The sequence below is a fragment of the Bacillus sp. 41-22 genome (assembly GCF_025809295.1).
Lineage (GTDB): Bacteria > Bacillota > Bacilli > Bacillales > Bacillaceae_G > Bacillus_A > Bacillus_A mycoides.
This window is the reverse complement of sequence record NZ_CP084035.1, coordinates 982713-1006557: the sequence shown is the minus strand read 5'-3', so window position 1 is coordinate 1006557 and position 23845 is coordinate 982713. Positions and strand designations below refer to the sequence as shown.

Sequence of the window (23845 nt, the reverse complement as noted above, 5' to 3'; positions counted from 1 at the left end):
GGTGTTAGTAACATGAAAAATAAACGATGCGAGAATTGTGGTTCTACTACATTTAAAGAAGGAAGGATTGGATCTGCTTATCATGCATATGTTTGTGAGGATGAATCTAGTAGATTCTTTTCAGGAGGGAAACGTTCCAAACTATTAACCACATTTTGTTTAGAGTGCGGTGAGGTGCAATCATTTAGAGTTGAAAAACCGGAGATATTTAAAGAATAAAATAATACTAATTACATATTTACAGTAGGAATGATAACAACGGACGATTTCGCTACAACTAGAGTAAATACACCAATCATATTAATAAAAAACAAGAATAAGGTGTCTAAAGGACCCCCTATTTTGAGCCAATAATGAGACATTATGTTAATCTTATATGTATAGTTGCACAAAATTGAGAAACTTAAGGAGACAGATCAATTTTATGAGAAAATCATTCATATTACTTACTTTAATTCTAGTATTAGTCAGTGTTACGGCTGCTTGTACACAAGATAAAAAAGATAGTGCCGTTGAAAATGGTCCAATAGAAGAACCAACCGCAAAAAATGAAAATGAAGAATTAATAAATTTTGAAGAAAAAGAAGATATGAGCCGCTTGGAACAAGGTATTTTATTAGTTGGTGAGAGTGTTAAAGGAGGCTATTACTTGGCCACCGTTCAAAGTGCATATTTAAATGCTAACAACGATTCCGTCGTTGTTAATGTCTCTGTAAAAAATGTACGAGGTCAAACGATTGGACTATCAGAATTAAAATATAACCTAAAAGATGAAAAAGACGGAAAGGCCTATGAAGGCAAGGTGCTTGACCAAAACCCTTCTGATATACAAGTTAAACCAAATGAAACAGTAGAATTGAAAATAGCTTTTGAAGTACCAAGTACCACAGATGAATATATGTTCTATATTGAAAGCTCTTTAGACCCTCTAGAAACAAACTGGAAAATTGATAAGCTGCAATCACAAAAAAACTAAATCTAAAATACAATATAAAAGTCCCTCTACCTAAGGCAGAGGGACTTTCTAATTACTATCTCAAACTACCCGCAATCTCCGTAAAGATAACTCCAAGTGCATGTGCACCTGCATCTGGATAGCCTAAGCTTCTTTCACCAACTGTACCAGCGCGACCCATACGAGCTACGATTTCTTTCGTATACTCTGCTCCTTTAACCGCTGCTTCTGCTCCTTTTTCAAAGGCAGTTTTCACGTCTACTTCGTTTGAAGCGCTAGCTAACCAAGAATCTACACATGGAGCAAGTGCATCAACAAGCGTTTTATCACCAACTACCGCTCCTCTACCGAATGATCTTTCACCGATAGATTGTATGCCTTGAAGTGCTGCTTGCAGCATTTCAGCGAACTCTTTAGCTGTTAGCTCACGTTTTTCGCCTGCCGCTTTACTAGCTGCGCGGAATGCTCCGCCCCAAATTGGACCAGAAGCGCCGCCGCAATGTTCCATAATAATCATTGAACAACCGTCAAGGAATGATCCAATCGTTACATTCTCTTGTCCTAAAATAGAATGCCACTCACGCTTTAATTGCTTAAATCCTTTTGCAACACTCATTCCGAAGTCGCCGTCACCTGCATGTGTATCTAACTCACAGAACGGTACTTCATTTTTAATAATAATGTCACTCATTTTATCAACGAGATAGATCATGTTATTTAATGTAATGACATTATTTTTAATAACAGCGTGCTCTTCCGCTGTTTCTATTTCGAAGGAAACTTCCTTCTCTTCTACATCTTCAAGCACATTCACGTACTCTACACTTTCAACTGGTCCATCTACTTTAAACGCTGGTGTATTACACTCTTTCGATAACAACGTTTTTAGCTCGTCATCTAACTTCATCACTGTTAAAGACATACCAGCCATATCGATACTCGTCATATAATTACCGACGAATACTCTATTAATTTTAATGTTTCTATCAGCTAATTCTCTCGTAACTGCATTGTTAAATAGGTAAAGTTCTTGCAGTGGTGTTCCGCCAAAACCATTTACTAGAAGCGCGATTTCCTCACCATCTTTTACTCCTAAATCTTTTATTAAATCATTTGTCATACGGTTAGCTAATTCATCTGCTGACAGCGTTTTTTCACGTTTAATACCTGGTTCACCGTGAATACCTACGCCGTATTCCATTTCATCTTCTTCAAGTGTAAAAGTAGGTGATCCGCTCGCTGGAACTGTACAAGAAGTTAATGCTAAACCGATTGTACGCACGTTAGCCGCTGCTTTTTCCGCTACAGCTTTCACCGCTCCTAAATCCATTCCTGCTTCCGCTGCTGCGCCGGCAATTTTATGCACTAAAATAACTCCCGCAACACCGCGGCGTCCTACTGTATACAGGCTATCTTCTACCGCAATATCATCGTCTACTTTTACGTAGTCGACTTCAATTCCATCTTCAGTCGCTAAATGTGCACCGTTTTTGAAATTCATAATATCGCCGCTATAATTTTTAATAATTAATAATGTACCTTTTTTACTAGCTGTTTCTTTAATTGCTTGATAGACCTGAATTTGCGAAGGAGAAGCAAACACATCTCCGCACACTGCCGCATCTAACATTCCTTTTCCGACTAACCCTGCATGCGCTGGCTCATGACCACTACCGCCACCGCTAATTAACGTTACTTTATTTTCATTCATTTCTTTCTTCTTAATAACTTTATATTTTTTCAAAAGCTCAAGCTCTGGATGAGCCATAACCATTCCGTTACACATTTCCATTACTAATGTTTCTGGTTTGTTTATAATCTTTTTCATTGTAGTTCTCCCTCAATTCCTTTAATATATTGTGATATATTTGAAATCTTCTTCTTACTACTCATGTTAAAATGAAAGCGTTTTATAGTAAACGGACAAAATGGACAATCTGTCTAAAGACACCGCTCTCATTTGTAGGTAGGATTTTCATATTACTAACATTCTAGGGATGATTCAGATGACCTCTTCTATAATTTCTAAAAAGATAATCGCGAATTCATTGAAGTATTTAATGGAAACAGAGTCGTTTCATAAAATATCAGTGAGCGATATTATGTTACACTGTCAAATGCGTAGACAAACTTTTTATTATCATTTTAAAGATAAATTCGAACTATTAAGCTGGATTTATAAAGAAGAAACGAAAGAAAATATTATAGACTTTCTTGATTATGAAACATGGGAAAACATTTTCGATTTATTATTTGATTACTTTTATGAAAATCAAAAATTTTACCGAAATGCCTTTAAAGTCATTGAGCAAAATTCGTTTAATCACTATTTATTTGAGCATACGAAAAACTTATATATGAAGATTATTGATGAACTATCCATGAGCTGTAGATTCAGCCTTTCGAATGAGACAAAAAATACGATTGCCTCTTTTTATAGTCACGGCTTCGTTGGGACGATAAAAGATTGGATTGAAAGCAAATGTGAAGTAGATCCATCCATTATGTCTTCTCTCATGAAAAATATGATAAACAATCAATTACTACTATTACTCGAGCAATCAGCAAAGTAATTAAAGGGTGGCAAAAGCAATGAAAAAGATTATGAATGATGTAGAAAATATTGTTCAAGATATGCTGCATGGCTTTTATTTTGAACATAACGAAAAAGTAAATTACGACGAAACACATAACATCATTTATGTAAAAGATATCGCAGAAATGAAACAAAATGTCGCCATTATAAGCGGCGGTGGTAGCGGACACGAACCAGCCGATATTGGCTATGTAGGAAAAGGTATGCTTACAGCGGCAGTAAACGGCAGTATCTTCACTCCCCCTACAGTGGAACAAATTGTGGCGGCAACTCGCTTAATGCCAAAAGATAAAAGTATTTTATTCATCATAAAAAACTTTAAAGATGACGTAGAAAACTTTTTAGCGGCAGAACAAATCGCAAAAGAAGAAGGAAGACAAATTGACCACATCATCGTAAATGACGACGTTTCAATTGAAGATGATGCTTCTTTTAACAAAAGAAGACGCGGCGTCGCTGGTACTGTTTTCATTCAAAAAATAGTAGGCGCGGCCGCTGAGAGCGGTCATTCTTTAGAAGAACTAACAGCACTTGGCCAATCTGTCATCCAAAACTTACACACATTAGGAGTCGCCCTTTCACCTGCAAACGATCCAGTACAAGGAAAAGCTTCATTCACATTAAACGACGATGAAGTCTTTTACGGCGTTGGTATTCATGGCGAAAAAGGTTACCGCAAAGAAGCACTATCCTCTTCTGAAATATTAGCGATTGAACTTATGAACAAACTAAAAAGCATTTATCGCTGGAGAAAAGGTGACAACTTTGCCATCCTCATTAACGGACTCGGTGCGACACCATTAATGGAACAATACATTTTCGCAAACGATATTCGCCGTTTATGTGAGCTGGAAGGCTTACATGTGAAGCTCGTAAAGGTTGGTACCCTTCTCACTTCTTTAGATATGAAAGGTGTTTCGCTCAGTTTGCTTAAAATAGAAGATTCGGATTGGGTGAAGTGGTTGAAGGCGGATGTTAGAGCGAGTGGTTGGTAACAATAAACTAAACATTATGATGATTGAACGTTTAGTAATCAAAAGTACTGACTTATATGAAGAATGTATAAACCTTAGGTATCTGTAAATAAATCGAAGCATACATACTATTTGCAAGTTATCCGCCAGTTTCGAAATGCGGTTATCCAGTCGGAGAAAGGCACCTTAATGTGTCTTTTTTTTATTTTCAAAAGGACCTGCTCAATTATTGCGTAAAAAACATAAAGTAAATTGAATCCGTTAAAATACATGAGTGACCCCTTGTTTTCCCCTCTTATTAAAGGAGGAACTATTATGGGATTTGGTGGTAGTTGTGGCGGCTGTGGATTTTCTGGCGGCTTTGCTTTATTAGTAGTATTGTTTATTTTATTAATCATAGTTGGAGCTTCTTGCTTCTGCTAAACAAACTATCGGAAAAGACACTCTTATATGGGTGTCTTTTCTTTGTAAACTAAAAAGAATGAGAATGAAAGCCTTTGGTCATAATTACGACTAAAGGCTTTTTCTATATAAAAAATGAAACATAGTAAAAATAAAGTACTTACTTAAATTGTTTTTCACTTTACAAACTATATCCAAAAAGTTGGATAGTTCCTTTTACTACTCATATTATTAATAAATAAAGCAATAACTACAATAACAACGGAACCAACTAAAACCGGCGTTACTAAATAACTCCAACTATTTGCTCCTAAAATAACGACAATTGGATCAGCCCCTGCCGGAGGATGCGTTGTTCTTGTTAACATCATAATAGCAATCGACACCCCGACTGCTAAAGCAATTGTCCAATATTCATTCCCAAACAAATGATATATTGATAGACCAATGAAAGTTGAAATCAAATGTCCTCCAATAATATTACGCGGCTGAGATAGCGGTGCATTCCAAACTCCAAACGCTAATACACAACTCGCTCCAAATGGAGCCATTAGTAATTCTGTAGAAGTTATACTCGTTAAATATGTTAAGGTGAGAATTGTTAAAAATCCCCCCAGTAGTCCCGTTAAAGAATCCTTTATATTTACTTGTAATGGACTTCTCCCTTTCCCTTTCATTTTTGCAAAATATCGTACACTTATTGGTTGAGCCTCTTTCTGCTTAGCTGCTGTTATATTATCCATCGTTTTCCTCCTTTATCGCGCTATTCGCAGGGATGGACATCCCACTGACTAAAGTCTCACTTTATTTACCAATAATTATAACCCGAATTAACTAACCTGTAAATATTCATTTTAGAGGTTAGTTAAAAGATACAAAAAAAAAGAATCAACTGCTATAAGCTGATTCCTAAACCTCTTCAGATTTTCGAACCTGAAATTTTGCTACTTTTTTCCGGTTCCCACATATTTTCATAGAACACCATTTTCGTTTTCCACTTTTATCTATAAATAATAAAACACAGTCGGAGTTTGAACACCTTTTAAGAGAAATAAGCTTATTTTCTGCTATTAACGTTAAAGCATCAAATGCAATTAACGATACAAGTACATCCTCAATTTCTCCAACTGGGATAGGTACTAGACGCTGTTCAATGACTTTATATGTAAATGGTGCCTTCTCAATTTGTTTTTCTAAATACGCAATAAAATCATTAGAAATTTCGTGCAGATCAGCAATTGCCTCAAACTGTTTTCTCAGTACTTCTCTTACCTCTAATATGCTAGATGTAACTTGATTCACTCGCTCTTGAATTCCTATAAGTGTTTTTTCATTCCAAAAAGGAAGATTAGCCTTTATTACATGTAGCCATTCTAATACATCTTCATCTGTTATTAATAAATCATAACGTTGTCCACGCCTAACTAACTCTGTATTCACTAAATCTAATGAGAGATTTCCAGATATAAGCGGGAATTGTTTTGTTTCCTGCATGTACTCATCACCTACTCTTTAACCAATCATATTCTAAAGCAATATGACGGTGCAACTTTTTATAAATTCACATCCAGAAAAAAGCCCTATTACTAGAACATCTCATCCACATTTAAAGGAATCTACATATGCCTTCTCCCCTTAAAATCACCAAAACCCATTTACAAATCTATAAAAGTAGATATAATATCCTTATGGAACCTTTATTAATTTATAAAGCATTGTCAAATGAAACAAGATGTCAAATTTTATCATGGTTGAAAAATCCAGAAAACCATTTCGATGAAAAACCTTATCTAGAGCAAGGCCTTAACTTTCAAGTTGGAGTATGTGTAGGAGATATCCAGCTTAAAACTGGCTTAGCCCAATCGGTTATTTCTAGTTATTTATTAACTATGAAAAAAGCAGGACTACTAGACTCTGACCGAATTGGAAAATGGACATACTATCGCCGAAATGAAAAAACAATACGAGAGTTTTCTGAATACGTTCAAAACGAATTATAAAATGAAAGCTAATAATCAATCTGCATACTAATTGATTATTAGCTTTCATACATTCTGCTTTTTTACAGGCAGCAATTATTTTTTTATAAAATTGCACTACCTATAAAGCAAGAAACATAGAAAGGAGAAAATTTTTTAACATATCATATCTAGTTATTTAGATATCTGTTATTGTATTTCAAATTACATAGTCCTGATAATATTGGCATCCAATCATACTTGTAATAATGCTTCTTTGTTAATGAATTTACTTTCAAAATACTGATACGAATGGAGAGTTTTATAAATGAAAAAAGTAAATCCTTTACTTATTCTGACACTCGCAATAGGTGTGTTCGGAATTATTACTACCGAGATGGGTATTGTCGGCGTATTACCACAAATCACTCAAAAATTTGGAATTTCAACTACACAAGCTGGATTTTTAGTAAGTATATTTGCACTAGTTGTTGCTATTTCTGGTCCGTTTTTAATTCTGCTCGTCTCTAGTATTAATCGCAAAATAATTTTATTATCAGCAATTTTCATATTTGTTATTTCAAATATAATCTACGCTTATACAACACAATTTGAAATCATGCTTATTTTTCGTATTTTACCGGCAGCACTTCACCCACTCTTCTTTTCAATTGCTCTTGTAACAGCTGCTAAACTTGTCCCTCCAGAAAAGAGCGGTCAAGCGGTTACAAAAGTTTTCATGGGAATTACTGTTGGCTTTGCTTTAGGTGTACCACTAACCTCTTACCTTGCAGACCAATTTTCACTCGAAATTGCTTTCTTATTCGGAGCGCTTGTTAACACTCTTGCATTCATTGGAATACTAATCCTACTTCCTTCTATGCCTGTTAAAGAAAAAATGTCATTCGGCAAACAAATTCGTATACTCGGCAAACCAGGATTATGGTTGAATATTTTAACCGTCACATTCCTTTTTGCAGCCATGTTTTCCGTATACAGCTACTTCGCCGAGTACCTTGCAAAAGTAACTTCCATGAACGGATCTCTCATCAGTATCATGCTATTCATATTTGGTATCGTTATGATTTTAGGCAATCATTTATTTGGTAGTCTCCTGCAAAAAAGTATAGTAAATACAGTAATATTATTCCCTATCCTATATTCTATTGTTTACATATTGGTTTATTATTTAGGTTCCTACCTTGTTCCAATGATTTTTATCGTATTCATTTGGGGAATCGTACATGCTGGTGGATTAATTGTTGGTCAAACATGGTTAATAAGCGAAGCAAAAGAAGCGCCTGAATTTGGTAATAGTCTATTCGTTTCGTTCTCCAATCTCGGAATTACTTTAGGAACAACTATTGGAGGCTGGTTCATTTCAAACTTAGGTATTCACCAGCTTATTTGGAGCGGATTCATTTTCACACTACTCTCATTTCTGTTAATTATAATAAAACTAAAATTTTTCAATTCTAATAGCCAGGCTTCATTATCAAGTTAGTACATTTTCAGTTTCAAATTTTATAAACTAAAAAGTATAATGATCAAAGCCTTTAGCCATAATTACGACTAAAGGCTTTTTTGTATATAAAGTGAAACTTTACTCAGCGGGGGTTTTGTTCATCCCCCCACTGAGTATTAGCCTTCACCAATCGGGCGTTTACGGGCAGCAGGGCTCCCACCTAACTTCTTTGCTCCAGCTGAATTTTGAGGTGGGAGTTTTACTGCCCGCAAATAGCGGGATAAAAATAAATCTAAAAGGAGCTAATTTTATGGAACATAATCAAAATGGAGTACTTGCTTTAATTGTTTTGTTTTTAGGATTAGTGTTTTTTGTTAGTGGAATGGTTTATCATTTATGGGGTTCTTATTAATTTCAACTTTTAAATAAATAAATAAATAATTCAAAAACTAAAACGTGTATTGTATCGATATGGCATATTCCCAAAAACAACTTAACATGGTAAAATAATATTCGGACGGGAGTCCAATATTATTAAAATTAAGATGGTTCAAGTCGGAGAAAGGCACCTTAGGGTGTCTTTTCTTTTTTGTTAATTAATAGATTTTTCTCTTCTAGGTAACTCTTTAAAATATAAATTTTAATAAAAAAGACGCATTTAGATTGATGCGTCTTTTGGCGATGTCTCTTTTGTGAAATCATATAAAGCTATTGCACCTAAAATAACAAGTATGCTTTCAGGAGCATCTATCAAAATAGTTTTCCAAATTTCTGGTATTACCCATTTAATATCTGCTGCTGTTTCAAGATATGTTTGAAAATAACTGATTGTAAAATTAATTACAGATAAACATACAAATAATGTTAGACAAAATCGAATTAATTTCTTATTTTTAAACATGTAACACCTCTCAAAATTCATTGGATATTCCTACTTTTGGTTTGTTATATACTTACATCCTCATATTTTATTTTAACATACAAAAACCCAAATAAATACAATATGTATATTTGCATATTTTTATATCATATTTACGGTATTCAATTAAATAAGAATTCGCTTTTCCATTCAGGATCCTTTCTATCCTCTTCATTATAATCAAGAAGACACTCTTTCATTATTTTTGTATCTCTCGGTAACCTTTTTTCAAACTTTGACCATCCGTCGAAGATCATTTTGTTTGGCAAAGGACACACAAATCCTGTAATACAATCCCAAAAAGCATCCCAGTTTTCCACGTACAAATCAGGAAACTCAAGCTTCTCTTTAAGAAGTAAATGCAATTCTTTTGCATTATAAATGTTGCTTACATCTATGACAATAATTGATTCATGTTCATTACTCAATTATATATATAAATCATACTTAGTTAAATTGGGTTGATTTTATAAGGAGTCAAAAACCTCTAAATGTTTATTTTATAATTATATAAATAATCCTAACATCTTCAAAAATTGATATAATGATACAGTTATTTATAGCAATCAGGGAGATGTACAACATGAACTATACACATATGCCAAAAGAAATAGGAATGATTAAGCGGACTCCATTCGCTTCAATACCGAAGAAATTCATCGGTATTGGTAATATTGTTAAAAAACAAACAAAAGTGGAGCGCCCTAAATTAGCCCAAGACAAACAAGAAATTATTGAAAACAAGTTACTATGTTCATTTCTTTCTGAAGAGAAGGTATTGATTACTTATTATAGAGATGGTCATTTACTTACTAGATATGTGACTGTAACTGACATAAATCCGATAAAGAATTTAATAACTTGCACTGATGCATCTTATAACAGAGTTTTCCTTAAATTTATAGATGTAATTGATTTGAGATAAAAAACATACAGTTTTTCAAATATATCCAGGAATAAAAATGAAAGAATCTTGTATTCTAGGTTAAATACAGATAGAGAAAAAGTGTAAGTTCTTGTGAGAATTAGCAAGATAAAGGCTGTTTGTTTAGGTTTTGGACTGTCTGTTATGGTTATCGAATTTACAAATACAAAAGAGGAACAGAACACAATAGAGAAAACTAAAGAAGCATTTAGATAATAGTTGAAAACGCCCGATTAAGGACGGCTTCAACTATTATCTAACTTTGATATATTCATACCACCATTTACCACCTGATCAAGTATCCACCAAGTAATCTTATCTAACTCTGTATTAGGTAGGACATCGGTTTGGATATAACATAGTCCAGAAAGTGAATCAACATTAACGCTACCTTTTATTCCTCGTTCTGCCATAGCTTGAATAGCTTCATCTAAGGAGTTAGTATCGAATCCACCTGACTTAACGTATTGATATCCACATTAGAACCGCCGTTTCCTTCACAATTCCCAACAGTTTGTCCCGTTAGAGCGTATAGTCATACCCCCTCCTTATGGTAATTCCTTTTGTAAATCTTTTTATTTAAATGTATAATTGTATGAAAAGTTCTAAAACTTTGAATCGAGGTGAAAAGCATGAGAAGTTTTGGCTCATTAATGATCTCTACTATCTGCTCAATAATCCTTATAATTTGGAATGCCTATTCCTTCTATGATGGATTCACGATGGGACATACGTATTACTGGGTTAATGGCATCGCAGCTGTTATCTTCTTTCTATTCTTTATCGTAAACATGCGAGAGATCTGCAAGAAAAACTATAGAACCTCAGAACAATAGGAGTTGATACATATGTGGAAAAAAATTAAGAATTATAGATTGAGCTTAAAAGATTTAAAGTTCATGTTATGGCTGTTCGGTATTACATGCTTTATATACAGCTACAATTTCATTGTAGGACTTGCTTTTGTCCACAAATTCCAAGTTTATGATTTAGGTGGTGCTATAGCGACATTCGCCGCATTTATGGATACTAGAAATAGGATTAAAAATAAAAATTATAAAGCAGCTTAATATAAAAAGGATCCTTTGCGGTTTCCTTTTTTCTATGTAAAATAAAAAAGCATCGAATTCGCTACTTTAATTGTTTGTTGTTTTCTTCTATTTCTTCTTCATTAAATGATTTTTGTACATTTCTTTTTAAATCCAATCCTTTATAAACAAGTTCCTTGAAATCTTTCATAGATAATGGATCATTCAATACTTCCCATAATCCTATCAATTCTGTATATTTAGGTGCCTCCGTAACATACTCGTGTGATTTAACTGTTTCGAAGTGTCTATGGAATTCCCAATGACATTCTTCGCATAAATAGTAGAACCCGGAACACCTGTCATTTACACTCAAACTATTTTCTGTTCTATGGTTTCCTAGCCCCATTGTTATTCCTCGCTTTCTACTTGTAAATTTCTATTTCAATTGAATATGCAATATTTCATATTTCATTATTGTAATATTTCTTTATTAACTATCACTTTCTAGTTCATCATTAATATCCATTGATAAATCAACGTTTGTAATTTAATTCCTTATATTAAACCCCGACAAGATACTTTTAAACACTTTATTCAAATAATTATATTGGAATTTCTTGTTCTACAAATCTATACGTGTTTTGTGTATTATATAGCAGAAGAGTAAGGTAAGAGTTACTCTTTGCCATTTTAGAAAAGGTTCTGTTGGAGACAACAGGACCTTTTTTGTTCGAATTTCAATAAAACAATTCTTAAATTCCATCTCATTGGAAATAACTATATAATGAAACTGATTAAATATTAGGAGTGCTATTAATGTCTGATATAATCCGTCTCTTAATTATCATGATGATTGCAACCTTTTTATTTTCTTCCATAATAATGGAGTTTAAAAAACCTCAAAAAAGCATGTTTTGGTTCTCAATTGAAGTCTTGTCTCTCCTCGGAGTTTTACTGCTAATAAAGGAATTTTTTATCAATCATATAACATAGTCCCCTGAATAAAATTCAATATTCCGTCAATACTGTAGACAACCGATTAAGTTACTTTCTCCTTGTTCCCCCTTGGAGAACCGAGCAGTTAGCTTTTGCTGACTGTTCTTTTGTTTGAAATTAAAATAGCGTTTTTGTTCCAAATGATGCCCTCATTAATTCGGACACATTTACCATTATTTTTAACAAAAAATTCATGATATCGTTAATTAGTCGAGTACGTCATTACTTGACGATTACTCTTAGGAGCCCCGCAGACAATCGGGGTTTCTTTTATTTAAAGTCATTTTCTCTTTTAGGGTGATATAGTCCTTAAGATCTTGTTAAACCAGTGTAATTACGGTTGGAACTTCATTCTGTTTGACACATATCCCCAGGCTATCTGGACATGATAAAAGATGAGGTGACTGACATGAAGGATAAAATATTAGAATTAGTACCAGGATCGGTAAAAAAATTACTCCAGAAAAAAGTTAAAGATGGAAACCGATGCATCATTGATTTGGTTGTGGATGATGCAACTGCTTATGGATTTGAACCGGAGCAAGTAATCCCCTGTATCATGGCGGGTTATTATGTTTATGAATCTACCACCTATCCCAGTGAAATGGAGGAAGAATTGAAGCTAAACTTGGTTTTTCATGCGGCCAATCGCTCGGCAATGAAGCTTCTGTCTTATGGGAAGTATAAAGCGAAACAATCTGAAAGTGGATGGATGAGATATACAAATCCATAAGGTTTACTTAACATACACTAACTAGCTTGGTGAGCATGAGGCAACGCCACATGCCCATCGACTTGAGATCTTGAAATACCCCAAAGTATTTTGGTGAAAAAAAGCAACATTTAAGTTCCTTATGACATTTTTCTAATATAAGTTGTAACATTGCCTAAACAACAACTACCTTGTGGATTGTTTACTTCACAACCACATCGATTTTCTCTTATGTTTTCGCGAATATGCTCTACTGGATTAGGAGTAAGTCCATTTTCTACATATTGTTTGATTTTTTCTTTTGTCCAATCAAAACAATAGCAAATTGGTGTAGTTGCTGAGTCATCTTTTTGATTTACAGCTACCTTTATGTCCGATACAAAGTATTTTTTATTATTCGTATCAAAATAGACTACATCACAATCTTCGTTTGAACAAAAATAGTGATTTTCTTTAGCATTTAATGTTTCTAATGCCGATGGTTTAAGCAATGATTTTAGTGTAATCAACTTTACATTCTTAGCTTTATTTTTACATGATGGACAATGACCATTATTTTCAATTTTTATTCCTTTAAGGTTACTACAACAATCTTCCATTATTCTCCCACCTTTACAATTTATTATTTTTATAAATATTCTTCTACTTTCTTTTCTGAATCTATTAAAGTTTCGATAATAAGATATTGCATCTGTCTCACCTCATATAAAGTATAAACCCTGTGCCATAGTACAGGGTCAAGGAAAGTATTATTTACTATATTATCGATTTACTTTCTTAAAATAAACTGTCATTATTCAATAAGCCTTTTTCAGCAATATACTCCGATTGCGAAATTCTAAAACTACATTTAGGGCGATTAACCTTTATCACCTCGTAACTCTTTACTACAACGTTTTACAAAAAATACTGTTATTAAAATAATAATTCCTATACTCAAAACAAGTAATTGATCGAGTGCAATCACATCACGAAAAATCCAACGAGAAACAAAACCGAAGCTAGACATGCACACACATATAAAACCAAAATAATTTAACCATCTATGTACATTTTTCATTCTTCCCCCTCCTTAAACTTGCATTTTATCATTCCATCCTGTTTTTAGGTGTGAGTGCTGGCTAGTCGTGTGGTGATACCTCTATATAGGGCTTTTTCTTTTTTCTCAATGACCAATATTATTAAAATTAAGATGGTTCAAGTCGGAGAAAGGCACCTTAGGGTGTCTTTTCTTTATTTTCAAAAGGACCTGCTCAATTATTGCGTAAAAAACATAAAGTAAATTGAATCCGTTAAAATACATGAGTGACCCCTTGTTTTCCCCTCTTATTAAAGGAGGAACTATTATGGGATTTGGTGGTAGTTGTAGTAGTTGTGGCGGCGGCTTTGCTTTACTAGTTGTATTGTTTATTTTATTGATCATTGTTGGAGCTTCTTGCTTCTGCTAAAAAACTATCGGAAAAGACACTCTTATATGGGTGTCTTTTCTCTATAATAAAAAAGCTCTCCATAAAGGAAAGTTTTTAGGTTTTTAGGTTTATACATTCAAGTCATCCAGATTAGTTATTTACACAACACTTTATCACTTTCGGTCTTTAGTGTGAAATACAAATAATCCTTCCGCTACACAAAGCTGCTCAACTAACTTTAATTCCTTAAGTTCAAAACTTATATAGTTAAAAAAGCCGATTAGTGTGTGTTGATTAAAGTTTCACTTTATTTCTTCGCATCTTTCATGCTGTAATATCCTAAATTAATAATAATTAAGAAATACCCACCCATAATTCCAGCAGCAAATGTCCACATGAAATCATGGTGTTCAATTTCATACATAATAATCGCACCGAGTATCGCGGCTGCAAATCGATTCATCATTCCAAGCATCGGTGCTTTTTCTTTTTTTACAATGCTATCTCCGAACTTTTCAATACGCCTCCCTAAAATCCATACGCAGTACATACTAACTAGAAGGCCAATGCTTATCCCTACAAAATGGGCTGAGAAAGGTGTCATAAACCAGCCCAATAACATCACGCCTAGCAAACAATATATTTGTATGTTAAATGATCTTAGTGCCATACGAATCATGTTACGCTCCTTATCTTTCTCATTATATTTCCGTATCATCAATCCCATCTTTCGGACTTCAAGCTTTCCGATATATCTTTTTTAAAATGAGGGAATTTTATTTTACTCACCATTAAATAAGCGAGTATGCATGTGCCAAACGCCACGGAAACTGGATTATTCAAAAAGCATAAAATGAGAAGACACATTGCCGCAAATGGAATGGGCATTCCGATAAATGTCGGAAGTTTGCTTTGTTGCGTGTTAAATCTCGCAAGTCGAAGCATGCCACAAACGCTGTAAGCAAGCGCACATAACATCCCGATGGACTGCAAATCTTTTAAAGCGACACTATATGCAAGAATAGACGGTGCTACACCAAAAGTAACTAAATCCGCAAATGAGTCTAACTCTCCACCTATTTCCGAAACAGCATCAAGTTTCCGAGCGACCATGCCATCAAAAAAATCAAATAACATTCCTGTAATAATAAAAACTGCTCCCAAATACATATCGTGAACGAAAACAGCATAAATAGCCAAAAGCCCACATACAAAATTTGCTATCGTGATCATATTTGGTATGTAACTCATAACAGGATTTTCCTCCTTTCTACTAATCCCTTCATGTAGACTTTCTTACTCATTAGAATCAATAGCCTTCTGTTTTTCTTCCAATATAACTTTATTTATTTTCATTAACGTATCAGTCATTTGCTCTAAAGCATTTATATCGATTTTAGAAAAGTATTTCTCAATTAATACGTCATCTAACTCAGACAACCGCTCTATATACTTACTACCGTTTGGACCAAGTGTAAGGAAATACTCCCGTTTATTATTAGGGTTTACTTGTTTCGAAATCATCTTCTGTTTTTCCAATTTCGATAAAACTTGGCTCACAGCACTTTTCGATATATTAAAAGTACTCGCAATGTTATTTGCTGTCGTGTTTTCATTTAAATTGATATAAAATAGCATGCTCTCTTGCTGCCCTGTAAGACCGAACTCATCCTTTAACTCCTGAAATAGTAAAATGTAGAAGTCATTGTAGGCTCGATTCATTTCATTAATTACTTCTTTATACGATCTAGTCATAGCATTCTTCCTCCAGTCATGCTGTTATTTTATTTCGTTTCAGAATATAGTTTAGTTAACTTAACTAAACTATATTATACCTTTATGTTCGTGTAAAGGGAAATATCGCTCCATCCTTCACTTACCATCTTACAAAAAAGAAGACATCTTAATTGATGTCTTCTTTTTACATGTGACTTTACCCACAAAGTTGCCACTAAAGAAAGCATATCTTTGCCGTGGATTAGTTATTAACCCATAAGCTTGCCGTGAATGCTGTTGGTTTGTAATAAAGTTTGATTAAAATGCTTGGGGTTATTTATTGTTTGTGAATAATTTTTTTAAAAGTTTACTCCTTTTTCTACCTGTGTTTGCCCAACAATCTCGCCCTATTGTTGAATAAGGTTCAATTTCAAACAAATAAAGCCATTAATATTAAATCTTGATAGTCGCCATCCAATTTTACACCCTTTACTTTTCTACCCTCTTCAAAAAAGCCTAGATTCTTATATAACTGGATTGCCCCTAAATTATCCTCCATTACCTCAAGAGAAATTTTTTCAATCTTACTGTTATTTTTAGCCCAATTGATTAGCGTTTCTAGAAGAGCTCTTCCAATACCATAATTTCGATATTCAGGTAGTATGGTCATCGCAAAAGCCCCTTGATGACTAATTTTTTCTTTGTTTCCGTTCTTAAAATCGATTGCACCGACTAACTTACCATCAACTTCAGCAATAAACTTTACATAATTTGGATTTTCATAATAAGCTTTTAACGTTTTTTGAATAGCATCAACACTCGTCTTTTTTACATCCTCAACCGTACTTAGCATGTATGGAGCGTTTATTAAAGCTTTTGAAGCAGAATCTAGCATTCTTTCTGCATCCTGTTCTTTAGCTTCTCTAATTGTTACTGTTTTTCCATCTTTAGATTTATAAGTAAAAACGTTAGTTGATAATATATTACACACACCCTTTCGGAATATAATTAATCGGATTTTTTAACTATTCCAGAATTCTTAAGTAAGAGAAAGTCGTATCACCTTTTTCTGCAATCGATCTCCTTCAACCTAATAACAATTATTTCAAATATTTTCAATTTTGACAAGAATCCATTCCATTATATGGCCCTTTAGTGGAGTAACTTTATTGCTACTCAACAGTTCCTTAATCCGCCTTTCAGTCCAGACCTTCTTTTCACTATAAAAACATCTCTTTAGATAAACAGATTCAAAAGGACAAAACATCACGTCTTTTTTATAAACACCGTGACTTTATTTAAAAGCGGCATTAAAAATATTCTTCAAATCCTAGAAGCATAAGTTTGCCGCAACCAAAAAACATAAGCTTGCCGTTTCGGCAAACTTATGTTCATATCACATTATACTTAAGACTCCAAACTCTCACCATTCGTCTCAATTACTTCTTTATACCAATTGAAACTGTTCTTTTTCAATCTTTTTAATGAACCTTTTCCTTCATTATCTTTATCAACGTATACATATCCGTAACGTTTTTTCATTTCTCCAGTAGAGGCACTTACAAGATCAATCGGTCCCCAGCTTGTATATCCGATAATATCTACCCCGTCTTGGATTGCTTCTGACATTTCCGTCATATGTTTTTGCAAGTAATCAATACGGTATTCATCATTCACTTCGTCTTCACCATTTAATTGATCAATTGCACCAAGACCATTTTCAACGACAAATAAAGGTTTTTGGTAACGATCGTAAAGCTGGTTCGCTGTAATACGGAAGCCTGTCGGATCGATTGTCCATCCCCACTCTGATTTTTCAAGATATGGGTTTTCAACAGAACCAAATACATTTCCGCTCGTTATACTTTTTAACACTTCGGGATCCGTACTTGTTACTCGGCTTGAATAGTAGCTAAAGCCAATATAATCAACGGTATACTCTTTCAAAATGGACTCATCTTCTTTTTCCATTTCAATCGTTAAACTATTATCTTTAAAGAATCGTTTCGCATATCCAGGATATTCTCCTCTTGCTTGTACATCAATGAAGAAGAATGATTCACGGTCTTGCTCCATCGCGCGTAGAACATCATCTGGATTACATGTATATGGATACGTCGCACCTGCAGCAAGCATACAACCAATCTTCGCATCTGGAATAATTTCATGACACGCTTTCACAGCTAAAGCACTTGCGACAAGTTGGTGATGCGCTGCTTGATATTGAATTTGTTTTTTGTTCTCACCTTCTTTAAATGCTAGCCCTGCTCCCATGAAAGGTAAATGCAAAAGCATATTAATTTCATTAAATGTCATCCAATATTTCACTTTATCTTTATATCTATTAAAAATCGTTTTTGCATACGTCTCAAAGAAATTGACAAGCTTTCTACTTCTCCAGCTTCCATACGTTTCTACTAAATGAACAGGAACATCAAAGTGAGCCATCGTAACGACTGGTTCAATGCCATACTTCAACAGTTCATCAAATAAATTATCATAAAACTTTAATCCTGCTTCATTTGGCTTTTCATCATCACCATTTGGGAAAATACGTGTCCATGCAATAGATACGCGTAACGCTTTAAATCCCATTTCTGCAAACAGCGCAATATCTTCTTTATAACGATGATAAAAATCAATTGCTTCATGTGATGGATAAAACTCCCCTTCTACCGGTGTAAATGAATGAATGTTTCCTTTCATAATGTCCCAACGGTTTTCACCAGTTGGTAATAGATCCACCGTCGTTAACCCTTTCCCGTCTTCTAAATATGCGCCTTCCGCTTGATTGGCTGCGATTGCTCCACCCCATAAAAATCCTTTAGGAAAAATAACTTTAGACATATAGAAAAACTCCTTTATATAAGAATTAACGAGGAAAGGCATTGCAAGTTTTAAAGAATACCTTTCTTCGTTTGAACCTGTATGAAATGTAACTACTATTTAACTGCTAACTCTAGTAAAGAATCTCCTGCTTGAATCTTTTCTACTTCAGTTTTTTTAATGCTATATTTATCATAATTTGTAACAACAACTGGTGTTGTCACAATATAACCCGCCTTTTGAATTTCAGCTATATTAAATTCAATAAGTAATTGCCCTTTTTCTACTCTTACTCCTTGTTCAATATGAGAAGAGAAAAATTCGCCATTTAATTTCACAGTATCCATACCAATATGGATTAAAATTTCAGCACCTGAATCCGCCGTAATTCCTACTGCATGATTTGTTGGGAAAAGTGCAGAAATCGTACCTGAAACTGGTGAAAATAACTTTCCTTCTGAAGGCTCAATTGCAACCCCTTCACCTAACGCACCTGATGCAAATGCAGCATCATCAATATGTTGGAGTGGCTTAACTACACCATGAAAAGGACTAAAGATTATTTCATCATCGTTTGATGCAGCAATTTTACCAATTGTTTCAGCTGTTTTTGTAGATGTTTGCTTTTTAGTAAAACCAAATAAGTAAGTAAGAATAAAACCTAATATTAAGGAAACAACCATCGCAATAATTGCGCCCCAAAATCCAGCTGTGATACCTTCTTTCGGACTAATAAATGTTGGAAGCGCAAATATCCCAAGACCACCTGTCATATAAGCTTGCGTACCGAATACGCCAAGTATTCCGCCGCCAATTCCTCCCGCAATACAGCTCATAATAAACGGCTTTTTAAGAGGAAGTGTAATACCATAAATCGCCGGCTCTGTAACTCCGAAAATACCTGAAATAAAAGCTGGAATACTGAGCGTTTTTATTTTCTGGTCTTTCGTTTTCATCCAAACTCCAAGAACAGCCCCAATTTGAGCAAATGAAGTAGCAAATATAAGCGCTAATATAGGATCAATACCATGCACTGCTAAATTATTATAGCCAATCGGGACAATTCCCCAATGAAGTCCGAAAATAACGAGCACTTGCCAGAAAGCACCAAGTACTATCCCTGCTACTAATGGACTTAAATTATAAACCCAAAGTGTAGCCTGTCCTAAAAATTGACCTGCCCACGTCGCAATCGGGCCAATCACAAGAAATGTAACTGGTACAACGATAAGTAATGTGAAAAATGGTACTAAAAATGTTTTCACAACATCCGGAATGACTTTCTTTAAAGACTTTTCTACTTTCGATCCAAAATAAGTAGCGAGAATAATTGGAATAACAGATGACGCATAATTCATTAAAATAACTGGTATTCCTAAAAACGTAATATGAATTGGTGATTCAAACATCGTTCCAGCAAATAGCGTATATAATGGCTCACTTGCTTTTAAACCTGATAAAGCTGGATAAACTAAAGCTCCCCCAATTGCCATACCAATGAAAGGCGATCCTCCAAATTTCTTACTTGCTGTATATCCTAGGAAGATTGGGAAGAAATAAAATAACGAATCCCCAACCCCGTTTAATATTTGATACGTTCCTGACTGCGTACTTAACCAACCTAACGCTACAAATAGTGCATTAAATCCTTTAATCATCCCTGTTGCAGCTAGTACTCCTAAAATAGGAGTGAAAATGCTAGAAAGAATATCTATAAGACTACTCTTTTTCTTCTCACCCGCATTTTCTTCCTCTGTTTCTTGAAACCCTCCAGCAGCAATAACCGCTTTATACACGTCGGATACATGGTTACCAATAACAACTTGATATTGTCCACCGCTTTTCATAACAGTTACAACATCTTCCATACTCTTCAGTATTTCCGTATTCGCTTTACCTTCATCTTTTAACTGAAACCGTAAACGAGTTATACAATGTACAACGCTATTTATATTTTCTCTCCCGCCAACATTTTTCAGTATGTCTTTTGCCAATTGTTCATACTTCATAGTAGTTCCCCTCCTTACAATCATCCCATTTATCATTTATAAAAGAAAAAACCTAAACTAACTCTAATAACGTGATACATACGAATCACTCAATTAGAAGTCAATTTAGGTTTTGCCTGCCAAACAGTAACAATCCCGTCTATTCAATTACATAGTTCATTGCGCTTCGTTACACGATGAATGTGCAACGTTACATACACTTTTTCATCTTTTGAAAGATGACTATTATGTGCTTTTCGTAAGTATGCTTCTATTTTTTCTGTACAACTATATGCTTCATGATACTTACTTCTCACTTGCTCATATAAAAAATCATCTTCGGCCGAATTCAATTCCTTCTGCATTAAACGCTGGGCAAAATATCGTAAATGTGTTACAAACCGACTATAATTAAATGAATTTTCATCTAAGTTCATCTTATAGTGGTACTTTACAATATTTAAAATATCTTGGACGATTTTCGTCATCGCCACCGTTTGCTGCATCGCCGGCTCTCCTTGCTGCGCATTAACGAAATGTAGTGCAATTGACCCTGCTTCATCTTCAGAAAGTCTAAACCCAGTCTCTTCTTCAATCATATTCAAAGCTTGTAGACCAATTTCAAACTCTTTCTGATAAAACCTCTTAATCTCCCAAAGCAAAGTATTTTTGAGATCCATTCCTTCTTTATGCCGCGTTAAGGCGAAACTTAAGTGATCCGTTAATGTAAGATAAATATAATCACTTAAAGCCCCTGGCAAAACTGTCTTAGCAAACTGAATAATTCTCTCTGTAATTTCTAAATTCTGCACAGGAATTTCAGTTAACAATCTAGCAAGTTTCTCTGATAATTCTTTTGTTTCTAAAACAAAGGTTTTTTCTATTTTAGATTCATCAATTGTATCGCCTACTTTTTTCTGAAACCCCAAACCTCTGCCCATAAGTACAACTTCTGTCTCATTATCCTTCATCGTACAAATAACATTGTTATTTAAGATTTTATGGATTCTCATATTGTTCCGCCTTCTTTTTCTTAAAATCACAAAAGGTAATAAAAAAACCTAAACTGATTCCAAAAAACTACATATGTAGCCTCCTTGGATCAATTTAGGTTTTGCCTGCCGAACAGTAACAATCCTTGTAATTATTAACTTACCTTTATTATACACAAGGGGTAAGCGTTTGCAATAATAAATTATTGAAATTTTTTTTACAAAGGAAAAAATGCCTAATCATTTTTCAATTCCTCATTAAATTCCATATAGACCCATTACTGGTTAAAATGTTATAATTAAAACACCCTACATAGTTACTCATGTTCAGGATGAGAAACTAGCGTCTTATTAAGTAATGCGCATAACTTAAATAAACAAGACACTGCAAAGTGTCTTGTTTATTTGCATCAAGTTTCCTTTTTATCCCAAAATCAATATAATAAAATGTAACATTTAATACATATAAAGAAAAATATAGATTTATTAAATCATTATGGCACCCATGAAAGTACTTTTATTTTGGAGGAACAAACTATGAACAAAAAGTTATTAACATCATTATTATGTAGCTCATTCTTATTTGGATTATCAGCTTGCAGTTCACATGATACATCTAGCAGTAACACGAAAAACGAACAGGAGACTTCTAAAGAAACAAAGAATGATGAACTTAGCAACAAGGATCCTCAAAAAGAACTTCCCACCCATGGAGATTCTTCTGATGTATACATATCAATACACTCTGCCGATTCATTAGATGTTATAGGTAATGGAGAAGTTAAAGCACAAGGTGTATTTAAAGTATTAGACGTCGCAGTTTATAATCGTCAAGAGGAACCCATTACACTAAATAACAATAACTTTAAATTAATTGACGGAACCGGAAGAGAATATCACATTTCTAATGAATCTCAATTAGTACTTAAAGCTGCAAATACTGCTACATTTAAATTTGGTGTTCTTAATCCTAATGAAAATTCGGAAGGGAACATTGTATTCGATGTTCCGAAAAATACGCAAGGATTAACTTTGAAAATTAATGGAGATATGCTGGATGAAGGGATCGAGTTAAAGGTGGAATAGTCAAAGAAAATACAAACCGCCTATCACAACTTATACTAACATAACAAAAAGTACAGCCTCTGTATTAACTACAGTAGACTGTACTTTTTCATTTGTGATTTTGTATAACTCACTATAATAGGATTCCTTAGTTCTTTTGAGAAGATGCTCTCCAATCACGAAAAGATGTTGGAAACCCAGAATGTCCACGTTGCTTTGTAACAACTGGTTTCTCTTGAAGAGTAGTTGATTTCTCTTCAGGAATAGTTGGTTTTTCTTCAAGAATACTCAAAGCTGTTTGCATTTTCTCCAGCTGTTCTTTTAAAGCTTGCTGCTCAATCTTTAAATCCGTAAGTAAACGTAATATCATCTCAGAATTAGCCATAACGATCTCCTTTCCCCCAATGCACAGAATAAAATACCATATGTAATAAGCGGAATACTCGTGACAAAAATAAGTTCGTCAACTCTTTTAAAATACCGAGTACTTTTATTTTTTCAAAAGGACCTGCTCAAGTTTATCCGTAAAAACATAAAGTGATATAAATCCATTAATATATGGAGTTTATGGAAGGAGGAGTTAATATGGGCTATGGTGGTAGTTGTGGAGGCTATGGTGGTAGTTGTGGTGGAGGCTGTGGTTTTGGCGGTGGATTCGCCTTACTTGTTGTGCTCTTTATCTTATTAATCATCGTTGGAGCTAGCTGTTGGGGCGGCGGATTCGGCTGCTAATAAGAGGCACTCTTGAGAGTGTCTTTTTTTTATTTCTCAATATAGGGCTAACATATATGTGTTACTATCAAAAGGCGAGATTCCCTAAGCGTAATATAGTAGTTTACCAACTATGAAAGCCACTGTCACAAGAAAACAGTAGGCTTTTATTTTGTTATTTAACAAGATTAAAACATGAATTGCC

Annotated in this window: 30 protein-coding genes and 1 pseudogene; 14 read left to right on the top strand and 17 right to left on the bottom strand. The window is 34.2% G+C overall.

The window, feature by feature from the left end:
* Positions 1–12: 12 nt before the first annotated feature.
* Positions 13–219: a hypothetical protein gene (locus LCF45_RS05085; RefSeq protein WP_002186538.1), complete on the top strand. Its 207-nt coding sequence runs from the start codon at positions 13–15 to the stop codon at positions 217–219.
* Positions 220–424: 205 nt separating this feature from the next.
* Positions 425–976 carry a DUF4352 domain-containing protein gene (locus tag LCF45_RS05080; RefSeq protein WP_016119733.1) on the top strand — a complete coding sequence of 184 codons (552 nt, stop codon included), beginning with the start codon at positions 425–427 and terminating at the stop codon, positions 974–976.
* Positions 977–1031: 55 nt separating this feature from the next.
* Here LCF45_RS05080 and dhaK read toward each other — a convergent pair whose 3' ends face one another.
* The gene (dhaK, locus tag LCF45_RS05075; RefSeq protein ID WP_263894631.1) at positions 1032–2783 is read right to left on the bottom strand and encodes a dihydroxyacetone kinase subunit DhaK; all 1752 of its coding nucleotides are present in this window, start codon (positions 2781–2783) and stop codon (positions 1032–1034) included.
* 178 nt (positions 2784–2961) lie between these two features.
* Between dhaK and dhaS the strand changes: the two genes are divergently transcribed.
* From dhaS to LCF45_RS05060, 3 genes are all read left to right on the top strand, one after another.
* A complete protein-coding gene (dhaS, locus tag LCF45_RS05070; RefSeq protein WP_002125695.1) occupies positions 2962–3528 on the top strand; it encodes a dihydroxyacetone kinase transcriptional activator DhaS in 567 nt (188 codons plus the stop codon).
* Positions 3529–3547: 19 nt separating this feature from the next.
* Positions 3548–4546 carry a DhaKLM operon coactivator DhaQ gene (gene dhaQ, locus LCF45_RS05065; RefSeq protein ID WP_088045982.1) on the top strand — a complete coding sequence of 333 codons (999 nt, stop codon included), beginning with the start codon at positions 3548–3550 and terminating at the stop codon, positions 4544–4546.
* 294 nt (positions 4547–4840) lie between these two features.
* Positions 4841–4948, top strand: a complete 108-nt coding sequence (locus tag LCF45_RS05060) for a YjcZ family sporulation protein (protein WP_000505673.1) — start codon at positions 4841–4843, stop codon at positions 4946–4948.
* Between the two features lie 167 nt (positions 4949–5115).
* Here LCF45_RS05060 and LCF45_RS05055 read toward each other — a convergent pair whose 3' ends face one another.
* The gene (locus tag LCF45_RS05055; protein ID WP_002125693.1) at positions 5116–5670 is read right to left on the bottom strand and encodes an HPP family protein; all 555 of its coding nucleotides are present in this window, start codon (positions 5668–5670) and stop codon (positions 5116–5118) included.
* 166 nt (positions 5671–5836) lie between these two features.
* Positions 5837–6421 (bottom strand): CGNR zinc finger domain-containing protein, encoded by a 585-nt coding sequence (locus tag LCF45_RS05050; RefSeq protein WP_263894630.1) that lies wholly within the window; start codon positions 6419–6421, stop codon positions 5837–5839.
* Positions 6422–6615: 194 nt separating this feature from the next.
* Between LCF45_RS05050 and LCF45_RS05045 the strand changes: the two genes are divergently transcribed.
* Together LCF45_RS05045 and LCF45_RS05040 are read left to right on the top strand one after the other, a co-directional pair.
* The gene (locus LCF45_RS05045) at positions 6616–6927 is read left to right on the top strand and encodes an ArsR/SmtB family transcription factor (RefSeq protein WP_002011018.1); all 312 of its coding nucleotides are present in this window, start codon (positions 6616–6618) and stop codon (positions 6925–6927) included.
* Between the two features lie 286 nt (positions 6928–7213).
* Positions 7214–8389 carry an MFS transporter gene (locus LCF45_RS05040; RefSeq protein WP_002125689.1) on the top strand — a complete coding sequence of 392 codons (1176 nt, stop codon included), beginning with the start codon at positions 7214–7216 and terminating at the stop codon, positions 8387–8389.
* A 619-nt stretch (positions 8390–9008) separates the two neighbouring features.
* Here LCF45_RS05040 and LCF45_RS05035 read toward each other — a convergent pair.
* The gene (locus tag LCF45_RS05035) at positions 9009–9272 is read right to left on the bottom strand and encodes a DUF3937 family protein (protein WP_002169007.1); all 264 of its coding nucleotides are present in this window, start codon (positions 9270–9272) and stop codon (positions 9009–9011) included.
* 119 nt (positions 9273–9391) lie between these two features.
* Positions 9392–9697: a barstar family protein gene (locus LCF45_RS05030; protein WP_002064072.1), complete on the bottom strand. Its 306-nt coding sequence runs from the start codon at positions 9695–9697 to the stop codon at positions 9392–9394.
* A 155-nt stretch (positions 9698–9852) separates the two neighbouring features.
* Here LCF45_RS05030 and LCF45_RS05025 point away from each other — a divergent pair, with 155 nt between their 5' ends.
* Positions 9853–10194, top strand: coding sequence for a YolD-like family protein (locus tag LCF45_RS05025; RefSeq protein WP_002125679.1), 342 nt, complete (start codon positions 9853–9855; stop codon positions 10192–10194).
* A gap of 252 nt (positions 10195–10446) precedes the next feature.
* Here LCF45_RS05025 and LCF45_RS05020 read toward each other — a convergent pair.
* Positions 10447–10729, bottom strand: a pseudogene (locus LCF45_RS05020) (N-acetylmuramoyl-L-alanine amidase C-terminal domain-containing protein); the annotation flags it as partial.
* 97 nt (positions 10730–10826) lie between these two features.
* Here LCF45_RS05020 and LCF45_RS05015 point away from each other — a divergent pair.
* Positions 10827–11030, top strand: a complete 204-nt coding sequence (locus tag LCF45_RS05015) for a hypothetical protein (RefSeq protein ID WP_078176431.1) — start codon at positions 10827–10829, stop codon at positions 11028–11030.
* Between the two features lie 12 nt (positions 11031–11042).
* Complete coding sequence (locus LCF45_RS05010; RefSeq protein ID WP_002125677.1) at positions 11043–11264, top strand: hypothetical protein; 222 nt, start codon at positions 11043–11045, stop codon at positions 11262–11264.
* A gap of 61 nt (positions 11265–11325) precedes the next feature.
* Here the strand turns inward: LCF45_RS05010 and LCF45_RS05005 are convergent, their stop codons facing one another.
* Positions 11326–11631: a hypothetical protein gene (locus tag LCF45_RS05005; protein ID WP_002125676.1), complete on the bottom strand. Its 306-nt coding sequence runs from the start codon at positions 11629–11631 to the stop codon at positions 11326–11328.
* Positions 11632–12630: 999 nt separating this feature from the next.
* Here LCF45_RS05005 and LCF45_RS05000 point away from each other — a divergent pair.
* Positions 12631–12954: a hypothetical protein gene (locus LCF45_RS05000; RefSeq protein ID WP_002064068.1), complete on the top strand. Its 324-nt coding sequence runs from the start codon at positions 12631–12633 to the stop codon at positions 12952–12954.
* Positions 12955–13073: 119 nt separating this feature from the next.
* Here LCF45_RS05000 and LCF45_RS04995 read toward each other — a convergent pair whose 3' ends face one another.
* Positions 13074–13532, bottom strand: coding sequence for a putative iron-sulfur cluster-binding metallochaperone (locus tag LCF45_RS04995; protein ID WP_000389113.1), 459 nt, complete (start codon positions 13530–13532; stop codon positions 13074–13076).
* 260 nt (positions 13533–13792) lie between these two features.
* Positions 13793–13993 (bottom strand): hypothetical protein, encoded by a 201-nt coding sequence (locus LCF45_RS04990; RefSeq protein ID WP_002087259.1) that lies wholly within the window; start codon positions 13991–13993, stop codon positions 13793–13795.
* Between the two features lie 286 nt (positions 13994–14279).
* On the opposite strand from LCF45_RS04990, the gene LCF45_RS04985 reads away from it, so the two are divergent.
* Positions 14280–14381 (top strand): YjcZ family sporulation protein, encoded by a 102-nt coding sequence (locus LCF45_RS04985; RefSeq protein ID WP_000505688.1) that lies wholly within the window; start codon positions 14280–14282, stop codon positions 14379–14381.
* A gap of 268 nt (positions 14382–14649) precedes the next feature.
* On the opposite strand, the gene LCF45_RS04980 is transcribed toward LCF45_RS04985, so the two are convergent.
* The 7 genes from LCF45_RS04980 to licT all read right to left on the bottom strand — a co-directional run bounded on the left by LCF45_RS04980 (position 14650) and on the right by licT (position 21885).
* Positions 14650–15021 (bottom strand): ATP synthase subunit I, encoded by a 372-nt coding sequence (locus LCF45_RS04980; protein WP_002125670.1) that lies wholly within the window; start codon positions 15019–15021, stop codon positions 14650–14652.
* Positions 15022–15059: 38 nt separating this feature from the next.
* Positions 15060–15593 (bottom strand): CDP-diacylglycerol--serine O-phosphatidyltransferase, encoded by a 534-nt coding sequence (gene pssA, locus LCF45_RS04975; protein ID WP_002125668.1) that lies wholly within the window; start codon positions 15591–15593, stop codon positions 15060–15062.
* Positions 15594–15638: 45 nt separating this feature from the next.
* Positions 15639–16097: a MarR family winged helix-turn-helix transcriptional regulator gene (locus tag LCF45_RS04970; RefSeq protein WP_002125665.1), complete on the bottom strand. Its 459-nt coding sequence runs from the start codon at positions 16095–16097 to the stop codon at positions 15639–15641.
* A gap of 391 nt (positions 16098–16488) precedes the next feature.
* Complete coding sequence (locus LCF45_RS04965; RefSeq protein ID WP_002125663.1) at positions 16489–17049, bottom strand: GNAT family N-acetyltransferase; 561 nt, start codon at positions 17047–17049, stop codon at positions 16489–16491.
* Between the two features lie 416 nt (positions 17050–17465).
* A complete protein-coding gene (locus tag LCF45_RS04960; RefSeq protein ID WP_002125662.1) occupies positions 17466–18905 on the bottom strand; it encodes a 6-phospho-beta-glucosidase in 1440 nt (479 codons plus the stop codon).
* 95 nt (positions 18906–19000) lie between these two features.
* Complete coding sequence (locus tag LCF45_RS04955; protein ID WP_088265663.1) at positions 19001–20893, bottom strand: beta-glucoside-specific PTS transporter subunit IIABC; 1893 nt, start codon at positions 20891–20893, stop codon at positions 19001–19003.
* A gap of 143 nt (positions 20894–21036) precedes the next feature.
* Positions 21037–21885 (bottom strand): BglG family transcription antiterminator LicT, encoded by an 849-nt coding sequence (licT, locus tag LCF45_RS04950; protein WP_002130869.1) that lies wholly within the window; start codon positions 21883–21885, stop codon positions 21037–21039.
* Between the two features lie 516 nt (positions 21886–22401).
* Here licT and LCF45_RS04945 point away from each other — a divergent pair.
* Positions 22402–22950 (top strand): DUF4352 domain-containing protein, encoded by a 549-nt coding sequence (locus tag LCF45_RS04945; RefSeq protein ID WP_002169011.1) that lies wholly within the window; start codon positions 22402–22404, stop codon positions 22948–22950.
* A 127-nt stretch (positions 22951–23077) separates the two neighbouring features.
* On the opposite strand, the gene LCF45_RS04940 is transcribed toward LCF45_RS04945, so the two are convergent.
* Positions 23078–23314 (bottom strand): hypothetical protein, encoded by a 237-nt coding sequence (locus LCF45_RS04940; protein WP_002140614.1) that lies wholly within the window; start codon positions 23312–23314, stop codon positions 23078–23080.
* 200 nt (positions 23315–23514) lie between these two features.
* On the opposite strand from LCF45_RS04940, the gene LCF45_RS04935 reads away from it, so the two are divergent.
* A complete protein-coding gene (locus LCF45_RS04935) occupies positions 23515–23661 on the top strand; it encodes a YjcZ family sporulation protein (RefSeq protein WP_000540380.1) in 147 nt (48 codons plus the stop codon).
* Positions 23662–23845 lie beyond the last annotated feature (184 nt).